The 12,187-nt window shown below is 67.9% G+C and carries 10 protein-coding genes; 6 read left to right on the top strand and 4 right to left on the bottom strand.

All coding sequences use genetic code 11. The features are described 5' to 3' along the window. Positions 1–7: 7 nt before the first annotated feature. On the top strand, positions 8–1,159 hold the full coding sequence (gene fucO, locus CTB96_RS07705) for a lactaldehyde reductase (protein WP_110126352.1): 1,152 nt from the start codon (positions 8–10) through the stop codon (positions 1,157–1,159). A gap of 78 nt (positions 1,160–1,237) precedes the next feature. Here the strand turns inward: fucO and CTB96_RS07700 are convergent, their stop codons facing one another. The 3 genes from CTB96_RS07700 to CTB96_RS07690 all read right to left on the bottom strand — a co-directional run bounded on the left by CTB96_RS07700 (position 1,238) and on the right by CTB96_RS07690 (position 4,762). Then, complete coding sequence (locus tag CTB96_RS07700) at positions 1,238–2,698, bottom strand: rhamnulokinase (RefSeq protein ID WP_110126351.1); 1,461 nt, start codon at positions 2,696–2,698, stop codon at positions 1,238–1,240. 146 nt (positions 2,699–2,844) lie between these two features. Beyond that, a complete protein-coding gene (gene rhaI / locus CTB96_RS07695; protein ID WP_110126350.1) occupies positions 2,845–4,011 on the bottom strand; it encodes an L-rhamnose isomerase in 1,167 nt (388 codons plus the stop codon). Positions 4,012–4,120: 109 nt separating this feature from the next. After that, a complete protein-coding gene (locus CTB96_RS07690) occupies positions 4,121–4,762 on the bottom strand; it encodes a class II aldolase/adducin family protein (protein ID WP_110126349.1) in 642 nt (213 codons plus the stop codon). 375 nt (positions 4,763–5,137) lie between these two features. Between CTB96_RS07690 and CTB96_RS07685 the strand changes: the two genes are divergently transcribed. After that, complete coding sequence (locus CTB96_RS07685; protein WP_110126348.1) at positions 5,138–6,409, top strand: MFS transporter; 1,272 nt, start codon at positions 5,138–5,140, stop codon at positions 6,407–6,409. Here CTB96_RS07685 and CTB96_RS07680 read toward each other — a convergent pair. After that, complete coding sequence (locus CTB96_RS07680) at positions 6,406–7,422, bottom strand: LacI family DNA-binding transcriptional regulator (RefSeq protein ID WP_110126347.1); 1,017 nt, start codon at positions 7,420–7,422, stop codon at positions 6,406–6,408. The two genes, CTB96_RS07685 and CTB96_RS07680, sit on opposite strands and share 4 nt — an antisense overlap. Positions 7,423–7,658: 236 nt before the next feature. Here CTB96_RS07680 and CTB96_RS07675 point away from each other — a divergent pair, with 236 nt between their 5' ends. From CTB96_RS07675 to CTB96_RS07660, 4 genes are read left to right on the top strand one after another with little or no spacing between them, the layout of a single operon-like run. After that, positions 7,659–8,057, top strand: a complete 399-nt coding sequence (locus tag CTB96_RS07675; protein ID WP_110126346.1) for an L-rhamnose mutarotase — start codon at positions 7,659–7,661, stop codon at positions 8,055–8,057. Next, a complete protein-coding gene (gene rhaI / locus CTB96_RS07670) occupies positions 8,054–9,220 on the top strand; it encodes an L-rhamnose isomerase (RefSeq protein WP_110126345.1) in 1,167 nt (388 codons plus the stop codon). The genes CTB96_RS07675 and rhaI (CTB96_RS07670) overlap by 4 nt, the downstream gene beginning before the upstream one ends. A 2-nt stretch (positions 9,221–9,222) precedes the next feature. Continuing rightward, positions 9,223–10,080, top strand: a complete 858-nt coding sequence (locus CTB96_RS07665; protein ID WP_110126344.1) for an alpha/beta hydrolase fold domain-containing protein — start codon at positions 9,223–9,225, stop codon at positions 10,078–10,080. Continuing rightward, positions 10,077–12,131: a bifunctional aldolase/short-chain dehydrogenase gene (locus CTB96_RS07660; protein WP_110126343.1), complete on the top strand. Its 2,055-nt coding sequence runs from the start codon at positions 10,077–10,079 to the stop codon at positions 12,129–12,131. Before CTB96_RS07665 ends, CTB96_RS07660 begins: the two co-directional genes overlap by 4 nt. Positions 12,132–12,187: the final 56 nt, after the last annotated feature.

Genomic DNA, 12,187 nt, shown 5'->3' with positions numbered 1-12,187 from the left:
ACGACAAATGAGCAATCGAATGATCTGGAACCAGACCGCGCACTTCGGTGCGGGCGCGATCCGGGAGATCCCGGGCGAGCTCGCCACCCGGGGCTTCGCCAGGGCCTTCGTGGTGTCAGACCAGGTCCTCGTCGACACCGGAGTGACCGGCCGGGTCACCGCCCTGCTCGACGCCGCCGGTTTCCCGTACGAGGTCTACTCCGACGTCACCCCGAACCCGCCGATCGAGGCCGTGCAGAAGGGCGTGGCGGCATTCGCCGCCTCCGGCGCCGACGTGCTGATCGGCATCGGCGGCGGCTCGCCACAGGACACCTGCAAGGCCATCGGCATCATCACCACGAACCCCGAGTTCGCCGATGTGCGCAGCCTCGAGGGTGTCGCGGCCACGAAAAACCCCGCCGTGCCGATCATCGCCGTGCCCACCACCGCCGGTACCGCGTCTGAGACCACGATCAATTACGTCATCACCGACGTCGAGCGCTCCCGCAAGTTCGTCTGCGTCGACCCACACGCCATTCCGGTGGTCGCCGTGGTCGACTCCGAGATGATGTCGAGCGCACCGCGCTCGCTCAAGGTCGCCACCGGCCTGGATGCCCTCACCCACGCCATCGAGGGTTACACCACCAAGGGCGCCTGGGAGCTCTCCGACCTGTTCCACCTGAAGGCCATCACCACCATCGCCCAATCCCTGCGCGCGGCCGCCGACGGCGACGCGGACGCGGCGGACCGGATGGCACTCGCGCAGTACATCGCCGGTATGGGCTACTCCAACGTGGGCCTCGGCCTCGTGCACGGCATGGCGCACCCGCTCGGCGCCTTCTATAACGCCCCGCACGGCGTGGCCAACGGCATCCTGCTCGCCCCGGTGATGGCGTTCAACGCGGATGCCACCGGGGAACGTTTCCGCGACATCGCGGTGGCCTTCCAGGTGCCCGGCGCCGCCGCCCTGCCCGTGGCCGAGGCGCGCACCGCCGCCGTCGATGCCGTCGCGGCGTTCACGCGCGAGCTCGGCAACCCCACCACCCTGCGGGAGATCGGTGCGAAGGAGGCCGACCTGCCGGCCTTGGCCCAGGCGGCATTCGACGACGTCTGCACCGGCGGAAACCCGCGCGACGTCAGCGTCGAGCAGATCCTGGCGCTGTACACCTCGATCTACTAGATCCGGCACCTCCGCCAACGAAGAAGCGTCCGGCCCGCGAGGGTCGGACGCTTTTCGCGTATCTGGTCGCCTGCCCGGTTACTGCCGCACGAGCGAGCGAGCCGGGGTGTACGCCTCCGGCACGAAACTGCGAGCCACGAGCGCACGCAGTTCCTCGAGTGATCCGGCGACCAGGCCCTGCGCGCGAGCCTGGATCAGCACGTTGCCGATCGCGGTGGCCTCCACCGGACCGGCGAGAACGGGCAGGCCCAAGCGGTCGGCCGTGAGCTGGCAGAGCAGGCGGTTCTGGGACCCGCCGCCGACGATGTGCACCTCGCGCACGGTCTTGCCGGAGAGCAGGCTGGCCTGCTGCACGCCGCGGGCGAACGCATCCGCCAGGCTCTCCAGGATGCTGCGGACCATCTCGGCCATCGACCGGGGCGGCTCGAGGCCGTTCTCTTCGCAGTACGCGCGGATGCGGCCGGGCATGTCCCCGGGAGCCAGGAAGCGCTGGTCGTCGGCGTCGAACACGGCGACGGGAGCGGTCACTGCGGCGGCTTCACGCAGCAGGTCGGCGAGCACGATCGAGTGGCCCTCGTTCTCCCAGCTGCGGATGGACTCGCTCAGCAGCCACAGGCCCATCACGTTGTGCAGGTAGCGCACCCGGCCGTCGACGCCGCCCTCGTTGGTGAAGTTCTGCTCCCGGCTCTGCGCGGTCAGGACCGGTCCGTCCAGCTCCACCCCCACCAGCCCCCAGGTGCCGCAGGAGATGTAGGCGAAGTCCTCGCCGGTGGCCGGAACCGCGACAACGGCGGAGGCGGTGTCGTGCGAGCCGATCGCCGTGACCTCCACCCGGCGGCTGGAGCGGATCTCGGCCGCGACACTCGGCAGCAGGCTGCCGACCCGGGTGCCGGCGTTGACGAGGGGCGGGAACAGGCTGCGATTGAAACCGAGCCGGTCGATCAGGCTCTCGTTCCAGTCGCCGGTGCGCACATCGAGCAGACCCGTGGTGGACGCGTTGGTGCGTTCGGCGACGCTCACCCCGGTGAGCCAGTAGCCCAGCAGGTCGGGCACGAGCAGCATCTGGTCGGCCAGGTCGAGGGTGCCCGCCTCCCGGTCGGCCGCGAGCTGGTAGAGCGAGTTGAACGGCAGGAATTGCAGGCCGTTCACCTCGTACAGGCCGGCCGGGTCGGCGAGCGCGTGCACGGCGTCGACGGCGGGCACAGTGCGGTCGTCGCGGTAGTGATAGGGAACCTGCAGCATCCGGCCTTGCCGCAACAGGGCGTAGTCGACCGCCCAGGAGTCCACGCCGATGCTCGCCAGGCCCGGCTCCTCAGCGACCGCGGTCGCCAGGCCGGCAAGTACGTTGCGGTACAGCTCCACGATGTTCCAGTGCAGCGAGACGCGACCGTTCTCATTGACCGGGGTGGGTCCGTTGGGAAATCGCGCCACAGAGCGCAGCCGCAGTTCGTTCCGCCCGACGTGGCCGAGCATCACCCGGCCACTGGTGGCGCCGAGGTCGACGGCCGCGACAACAGCGTCGGGGGTGAGTTTCGTCATGGGGTGCTCTCTGTTCAGTCGTGCGGGGTTCAATCGTGCGGGTCAGGGCGGTTCAGGCGGATGGTGCGGAGACAACTGTTGCCGCCGCGGACAACTGCGCCCGGTGTGCGGGGCGCAATCGTCCGAAGCGGCAACAGTTGTGCAGGTCAGGCGCCCCAGCTGGCCTGCTGGCCACCCACCCGGTCGGCGGAGATCTTTTCCTGGTAACCGGATGCCGCATACGCCTTCATCGGGTCGCCGGCCAGTCCGCGCGATTCGCGCCACGCGGCCAGGTCGGGCCGCACGTCGGCGTAGAAGGCATCCATCAGAATCGCGTTGGCGCCGAGCACGTCCTCGTTCGCCTGCGCGGTGGCCAGGGCGTCGGTGTCCACCAGCAGGGCGCGGGCGGTCATTTCCTGCACGTTGAGCACCGAGCGGATCTGGCCCGGGATCTTCTCCTCCACGTTGTGGCACTGGTCGAGCATGAACGCCACGGTCGAGTCCGGGCCGTAGCCGCCGCCGCGGATGACCTCGTAGAGGATCCGGAAGAGCTGGAACGGGTCCGCCGCGCCGACGATGAGGTCGTCGTCGGCGTAGAAGCGGGAGTTGAAGTCGAACGAACCGAGCTTGCCGAGCCGGAGTAGCTGGGCGACGATGAACTCGATGTTCGTCCCGGGAGCGTGGTGACCGGTGTCCAGGCATACCATCGCCCGGTCGCCGAGCGCCGAGACCTGGGCGTATGAGGTTCCCCAGTCGGGGACGTCGGTGTGATAAAAAGCCGGCTCGAAGAACTTGTACTCCAGCACCAGGCGCTGTTCCTGGCCGATGCGGGCGTAGATCTTCGCCAGCGAATCGGCTAGCCGGTCCTGCCGGCCGCGGATGTCGCCCTGGCCCGGGTAATTGGTGCCGTCGGCCAGCCACACCTTGAGGTCGCGGGAGCCGGTCGCATCCATCACATCGATGCACTCGAAGTGGTGGTCGATGGCCTTCTGCCGCACCGCGGGGTCGATGTGGGTGAGGCTGCCGAACTTGTAGGCGTCGTCCTGGAAGGTATTCGAGTTGACCGTGCCGAGCTTCACGCCGTGGTCCTCGGCGAACCGGCCGAGCTCGACATAGTCGTCGACCTTGTCCCACGGAATGTGCAGCGCAACGCTGGGCGAGAGCATGGTGAACTTGTTCACTTGCGCGGCATCCGCGATCTTCTCCTGCGGGGTGCGCGGGGTGCCGGGGGTGCCGAACACCTTGAACCGGGTGCCTGAGTTGCCGAATGCCCAGGAGGGCAATTCGATGGCCTGTTCTTCCAGGAGGAGGAGGGTTGCTGCGTTTACCGTCATGGGTCACTTCTCTGTGGTGTGTGTCGGTTCAATGCTTGAATCGGCTGGTGGTGAATCGCTGGTGCGAGGTGTGCGGCCCCGGTCCGGGGCCGCAGCGGAGGTGGAGCGGTTAGGGCAGGCGTGCACCCTCGGGGATCACGATGTTCTCGAGTTGCAGGATGTTCGGGGTGCCGAGCGCGAGTGCGCCGTGCAGCACCTGGGCGTTGGCTTCAACCGCGACGGCGACCTTGAAGGCGCCGGCGACGTCTTCACCGACGGAGATCATGCCGTGGTTGCCCCAGACGACGGCGTTGGTGTCGTCGCCCATGAGGGCCGCACTCAGTTCGCCGAAGTCGGTGTTGGTGGAGAACTCGAACGGCATGATCCGCACGGCGCCCTTGGCGTAGAGCACCATGTTCAGCAGCACGGGGTCGATGGTCTTGCCGACGGCACCGAACATGTTGGCCCACGGGGATTCGGTGTGCACGATGGCGTTCACGTCGGGGCGGCGGCGGTAATGCGCGAGGTGCACGTCGGTCTCGGTGGAGGGGAACAGGTCGCCCTCGATGACAACGCCGTCGTAGCCGACGACGACCATCTGGTCGATGGTCAGCACGTCGTAGCGGATGCCGGAGGGCGTGATGACGATCGCCTCGTGCTCGGGCAGGCGGATGGAGATGTTGCCCTGGGTGTTGAAATTCAGTCCGGTACGGACCGACTCGCGGCACCAGTACAGAATCTCTTCTCGTAGTTCATTGCTTGCCCTGCTCATGGAAATCCTCGTCTTTTGGGAATCTGCGGTGATTCATGGGAACCTGCCCGACTGAGCGGGCAATTGAATCGTTTCAACAGTTGCGAGCATAACCCCGGGAGAGGCTGCAGGTCAACTCCGGCTCAGCGCCGCTCGTCAGCTCCGGCGACCGTCGCCGGCGAGCCGGGCTGCGGGCGGTTAGGCAGACCGACTTCTGAAGGCGTAGTCTGCAACCGCGTTCGTTGAATCGTTTCACTCGATTCACCGCTCGGCGCCCTCGGCGCAACGCATCGCGTCCTCAGTGGTGAGGCCACGAACCTCTGCATCAATGACGACAGCAAGGGAGGACCATCCGTGGTCCGATTGGGAAAAAAGAGTATTTCAGCGAAAACAGCCATGATCTCGGTGGCCATGTCCAACTACATCGAAGCCGGGTCGATCATCGCGATCGCCACCAGCCTCTCGCTCTGGCAGAAGGAATTCGGCATCGACGACTTCGCGGTCGGGCTCCTGGCGGCCCTGAGTGCCAATGCGTTCGGCGCAGCGGCCGGCGCCCTGATCGGCGGCCCGTTGTGTGACAAGTTCGGCCGCAAGTTCATCTACACCTACGACCTCATCCTCTACATGATCGGAGTGGCCCTGGCGGTCTTCGCCGGCAGCTACTGGATGCTGCTACTCGCCTTCATCATCACCGGCATCGCCGTCGGCGCGGGAGTTCCGGCCTCGTGGACGTACCTCTCCGAGCAGGCCCCGGCCGGCGAGCGTGCCAAGCACGTGGGCGCGGCCCAGCTCGCCTGGTCGTTCGGACCGCTGATCGGTTTCCTGCTCGCCGTGCTCGTCGAGCCGCTCGGCCTTCTCGGCAGCCGGCTCATCTTCGCCCAGCTCTTCGTGGTGGCCTTCATCACCTGGTACATGCGCCAGGGGTTGCCAGAAACCGAGATCTGGAAGGAATCGAACGCCGCATCGACGTCGACCTCCCTCGTGCACGGCATCCGTCAGCTGTTCAGCAAGAAGGCGAACATCACCGCGATCTTCTTCCTCATCGGCGTGTACTCGTTCTGGAACATTGTGGCCGGCCAGGCCGGCATCTTCATGCCGCGGGTCTACGCCGCCGCGGGCGTGGAGAGCGCGACCGAGCAGTACCTGCTGCAGGCGCTGGTCTGGGGCCTGACCGTGCTCACCACCTACTTCGGCTTCATGAAGCTGGCCGACAAGTACAACCGCCGCGTGCTCTACATCGTCGGCTCGCTCCTCGGCATCGCCGCCTGGGCCGTGCTGGTCTTCGCCGAACCGACCATGCCGGCGCTGCTCTCCTTCGCAGTGCTCTGGGGCGTCGCCGCGGGTATCGGCGCGCAGGCCTTCTACGGACTCTGGGCCAGTGAGCTCTTCGCCACGGAGTACCGGGCCAGCGCGCAGGGCATCCTGTTCTTCGTCGCCCGCATCATGGTGGGCCTGTTGAGCATGGTGTTCCCGATCCTGCTCAGCTCGATCGGCCTGTCCTGGCTCGGCCTTCTCCTGATCGGATTCCTCGCGGTCTCCCTGGTGGTGGGCGCGATCTGGGCGCCAGGCACCCAGGGCAAGACGCTGCAGCAGATCGAACGGGAGCGTTACCCCGAGGAGTTCCTGCCCGAGCCCGAACGCGAATCGGTCGCGGCCGGTACGCGCTAGTCTCGGGCGGCGGTGGAGGCGCGAACGACGAGCTCTGGCTGGAAGACGATCTGCTCCGGCTCGAAGTTCTCGCCACCGTCGGCCTCCCGCAGCAGCAGCTCCACCGCCGTGGAACCGATCAGCGCGCTGGGCTGGCGAATCGACGACAGTGGCACGACGGCGGCAGAGGCAAAGGCGATGTCGTCGTAGCCGATCAGGGCAATCTCCTGCGGCACCCGCAGGTCGCCGAGCATGCTCAACGCCTGCAGCACGCCGAGGGCCAGCAGATCGTTGGCGGCAAAGATCGCGTCTGGCCGGTCCTCGGCCGGGCGTGCGAGGAGGGCCTCGCCGATGGCGCGGCCCTCCAGCACCGAGAGTGAGCAGGTGTCGATGGCTTCCAGGGTCACACCGGCATGCTCGGCCACCGCGGCGCGGGCGCCCTCGAGCCGGTCGGTGACCTGGCGGATGCTGTGCGGCCCGCCCACGAAGGCCAGCCGAGTACGGCCGGTCTCGATCAGGTGGCTGGCGGCCAGGTGTCCGCCGAACACGTCGTCGACGGCAACGGAGGAAAAACTGCGGTCCTCGGTCTGGCGGTCCACCAGCACTGTCGGCGTGCCGCGGCGCCGCAGGCGCTTGAGCTGCTCGCCGCTGTCGCCGAGCGGTGAGATGAGCACGCCGTGCACGCGCTGCTCCTCGAACAGGTCGAGATAGGCGCTCTCGCGCTCGGCGGTCTCGTCGCTGTTGCCCAGCAGAACGGTCAGGCCGGCCTGCGCGGCGCGGTCTTCCGCGCCGCGGGCCAGGTCGGTGAAGAACGGGTTGCCCACATCGAGCACCACCAGGCCGATGCTCCGGCTGCGCCCGGCGCGAAGCTGGCGGGCGGCGTCGTTTCGCACGAAGCCGAGCAACTCGATCGCGGCCTGCACTCTGGAGACCGTGCCCGCGGAGACCTTGTCCGGGCGGTTGAGCACGTTGGACACGGTGCCGACCGAGACTCCTGCCTCTGCCGCCACTTCGCGCACGCTGATAGTTGCCACCGGGCCTCCTTCGCCGCGAATCAGCTTGAAGTTTAGCGGTCAGCAACTGAAACGAATCATTTTGCGCTGAAATTGGCCGGGTGCCATTGACGGATCGGGACCAAAGCCTCTATCGTCGACAATGCATCGCCGGATGAAACGATTCATACCGACCCTGATTCGGTTGCGGTCAACGCATCACCGAGTCATGATTGAATCGATTCATTTCAGAATCCCCGATGAAGTAGAGGCCCTCAATGACGAGCACGACCCCCCGAGAACGCGTGTGTTTCCAGCTGCAGGTCAAGCCGGAGTTCATTCCCGAATACACCCGGCGGCACGCCGCGGTCTGGCCGGACATGCTCCGCGCTCTGGCTGCCACCGGCTGGCACAACTACTCCCTCTTCCTGCGCGCAGACGGCCTTCTGATCGGTTATCTCGAGACCGATGACCTCGCTGCCGCGCAGGCCGGCATGGCGGCGACCGAGGTCAACGCCCGCTGGCAGGCCGAGATGGGCGACTTCTTCGTCGCCCTCGACGGCTCTCCGGACACCGGCTTCCTCCAGCTCACCGAGGTCTTCAACCTCGACTCCCAGATCGCGGCCCTCGACGCCGCTGCCAACCACTCGACTCCCGCAGAAAGTAGCGCCCCGTGAGCATCCCCACCGCCATCCTCGCCCAGCTCGCCGACCAGGTCATCGAACTGCCCTCCTGGGCGTTCGGCAACTCCGGCACCCGGTTCAAGGTCTTCGCCACGCCCGGTACTCCGCGCACCATCCAGGAGAAGATCACGGATGCCGCCCAGGTGAACACCTACACCGGCCTCTCCCCCAAGGTCGCTCTGCACATCCCCTGGGACAAGGTCGACGACTACGCCGCCCTCCGGGTGTTCGCCGCCGACCTGGGCTTGGCGCTCGGCACCGTCAACTCGAACACCTTCCAGGACGACGCCTACAAGTTCGGCAGTCTCACCCACATCGACCCCGCGGTGCGGCAAAAGGCCATCGACCACCACTTCGAGTGCATCGACATCATGCACGCCACCGGGTCGCAGGACCTCAAGATCTGGCTGGCCGACGGCACCAACTACCCGGGCCAGGGCGACATCCGCGGCCGGCAGGACCGGCTCGCCGATTCGCTGGCCAAGATCTACGCCCGCATCGGCGAGAGCCAGCGCCTGGTGCTGGAGTACAAGTTCTTCGAGCCGGCTTTCTACCACACCGACGTGCCCGACTGGGGAACCTCCTACGCCCAGGTGAGCGCCCTCGGCGAGCGCGCCCTCGTCTGCCTGGACACCGGCCACCACGCCCCGGGCACGAACATCGAGTTCATCGTCGCCCAGCTGCTCCGGCTCGGCAAGCTCGGCTCGTTCGACTTCAACTCCCGCTTCTACGCCGACGACGACCTCATCGTCGGCGCCGCCGACCCATTCCAACTCTTCCGGATCCTCTACGAAGTCATCCGCGGCGGCGGCTACGGCCCGGACTCCACCGTCGCCTTCATGCTCGACCAGTGCCACAACGTCGAAGAGAAGATCCCCGGCCAGATCCGCTCGGTGCTCAACGTGCAGGAAATGACCGCCCGCGCCCTGCTCGTGGACCGCACCGCGCTCAGCGCCGCGCAGGATGCGGGCGACGTGCTCGGCGCCAACGCGATTCTGATGGATGCCTTCTACACCGACGTTCGCCCGGACCTGGCCGCCTGGCGGGAAAGCCGCGGGCTGGCAGCCGACCCGATGGCCGCCTATGCGGCATCCGGCAACCAGGCCACGATCGCCGCCGAGCGAGTGGGCGGCCAGCAGGCCGGCTGGGGCGCGTAGGCATGACCGACCGGCTCATCCCGGGTCCGCACGGGAGTGTTCCGGTCCGGATCTACCCGGTTCAGGGCGCGGCCCACACCACCGCACCTGGACTGGTCTGGTTGCACGGCGGCGGCTTCGCCCACGGCGACCTGGATATGCCAGAGGCCGACTGGGTAGCCGGGCAGCTGGCCGCCCGGGGCATCGGCGTCGTCTCGGTGTTCTACCGGCTCGCTCCGGAGCCGGAGTCCGGGCGGGCCGGCGTGCATTTTCCGGTGCCCTCCGACGACGTTCTCGCCGCCTTCGACTGGACGCTCAGCCACGCCGCCGGGCTGGGACTGGACCCAGAGGCGATCTCGCTCGGCGGGGCGAGCGCGGGTGGAGCCCTGGCCGCGGCGGCCGCCGTTCGGTTGCGAGACTCCGGCCGGCGTCTGCCCGCCAAGGTGCTGCTGGCCTACCCGACGGTGCACGCGGTGCTCCCCGAGCCGAGCGCCGAACTGGCGGCCACGCTCGATGAGCTCCCGGAGGAATTCCGGTTTCGGGCCGACGACGTGGCCCGGATGAATCTCAACTTCGCCGGCGACCCGGCTGCGCTGGTCGATCCGCACGCCTTCCCCGGCGGCCACGACCTCACCGGCCTGCCGCCGACCCTCATCCTCAATTCCGACCGGGACAGCCTCCGCGCCTCCGGTGAGGCCTACGCCGCCGAGCTTGGCGCCGCCGGTGTCGACGTCACCTGCCTGCGCGAGGACAACACCGTGCACGGCCACCTGAACACCCCGGAGCATCCGGGCGCCCTCGCCAGCATCGAAACGATGGCGGCCTGGTTACTCTCGACCGCAGAATCCCATGTCCCCTCCAGCACCAAGGAAGCCTCATGACCAATGCCACAGCCGCAGCGCTGATCTCCCGTTCCAACCGGCTCGGTGCCGACCCGAAGAACACGAACTACGCCGGCGGCAACACCTCCGCCAAGGGCACCGAGGTCGACCCGGTCACGGGTGAGACCATCGAGTTGCTCTGGGTCAAGGGCTCCGGCGGCGATCTCGGCACCCTCACCGAGCCCGGCCTGGCGGTGCTGCGATTGGACCGGATGCGCGCGCTGGTGAACGTGTACCCGGGGCTCGACCGGGAAGACGAGATGGTGGCGGCCCTCGACTACACCCTGCACGGCAAGGGTGGCGCAGCGCCGTCGATCGACACTCCCATGCACGGCCTCGTCGACGCCGCCCACGTCGACCACCTGCACCCCGACTCCGGCATCGCCATCGCCACCGCGGCCGACGGCGAAGCACTCACGAGCGCGATCTTCGGCGGCCGGGTGGTCTGGGTGCCGTGGCGCCGCCCCGGCTTCCAGCTCGGTCTCGACATCGCCGCCCTCAAGGACAGCCACCCCGACGCCATCGGCGCCATCCTCGGCGGCCACGGCATCACTGCCTGGGGCGAGTCCAGCGATGCCTGCGAGGCCAACTCGCTCTGGATCATTGAGACCGCTGCCGCCTACATCGCCGAGCACTCCTCCGCGGAGCCGTTCGGTGCGGTGCTGCCCGGCTTCGAGCCACTGCCAGAGGCCGACCGCCGCGCACGGGCTGCGGCTCTGGCGCCCACCCTGCGCGGTCTCGTCTCCACCGACAGCCCCAAGGTCGGCCATTTCACGGATGCGCCGGAGGTCCTCGACTTCCTCTCCCGCTCCGAGCACCCGCGACTGGCGGCGCTGGGCACCAGCTGCCCCGACCACTTCCTGCGCACCAAGGTGAAGCCTCTGCTGCTCGACCTGCCGGCCGGAGCCTCGGTGGAGGAGTCGATCGCCCGCCTGCGCGAGCTGCACGAGGCCTACCGGGCCGACTACCAGGGCTACTACGACCGCAACAAGGTCTCGGCAAGCTCGACCAGCGCAGGCTCCCCCGCCATCCGCGGCGCCGACCCGCTGGTGGTGCTCATCCCCGGCGTCGGCATGTTCAGCTACGGCGCGAACAAGCAGACCGCGCGGGTGGCCGGCGAGTTCTACCTCAACGCCATCAACGTCATGCGCGGCGCCGAGGGGCTCTCCAGCTACGCCCCCATCGATGAGGCCGAGAAGTTCAAGATCGAATACTGGGCACTCGAAGAGGCCAAGCTGCAGCGGATGCCCGCACCCAAGCCGTTGGCCACCCGGGTGGCCCTCGTCACGGGCGCGGCCTCCGGCATTGGCAAGGCCATCGCCACCCGCCTGGCCGCGGAGGGCGCCTGCGTCGTGATCGCCGACCTTGATCTGGCGAAGGCGCAGGCCGCTGCCGCTGAGATCGGCAACACCGATGTGGCGGTCGGGGTGCAGGCGAACGTCACCGATGAGAACCAGGTGCAGGCCGGCGTCGACGCCGCACTGCTCGCCTTCGGCGGCCTCGACCTGGTCGTGAACAACGCCGGGCTCTCACTGTCGAAGTCGCTGCTCGAGACCACCGTCGCGGACTGGGACCTGCAGCACAATGTGATGGCCAAGGGCTCCTTCCTGGTGTCGAGGGCGGCGGCGAAGGTGCTGATCGACCAGGGTCTCGGCGGCGACATCATCTACATCTCGTCGAAGAACTCGGTCTTCGCCGGCCCGAACAACATCGCCTACTCCGCCACCAAGGCCGACCAGGCCCACCAGGTGCGGCTGCTCGCTGCCGAGCTGGGCGAATACGGCGTGAAGGTGAACGGCATCAACCCCGACGGCGTGGTGCGCGGCTCCGGCATCTTCGCCGGCGGCTGGGGTGCCAAGCGTGCCGCGGTCTACGGCGTGCCGGAGGAGGAACTGGGCAAGTACTACGCCCAGCGCACCCTGCTCAAGCGCGAGGTGCTGCCCGAGAACGTGGCCAACGCCGTGTTCGTGCTGTGCACGGCCGACCTCAGCCACACCACCGGGCTGCACATCCCCGTCGACGCCGGCGTCGCCGCCGCCTTCCTGCGGTGACCATCCCAGCGCTGCGCAGTTCGGGCGGGTCGGTCGCGGCGATCGACCTGGGTGCC

Origin of the sequence: Cryobacterium arcticum (assembly GCF_003185895.1) — a bacterium.
In the GTDB taxonomy this organism is placed as follows: domain Bacteria; phylum Actinomycetota; class Actinomycetes; order Actinomycetales; family Microbacteriaceae; genus Cryobacterium; species Cryobacterium arcticum.
This window is presented reverse-complemented; position numbering and strand designations above follow the sequence as displayed.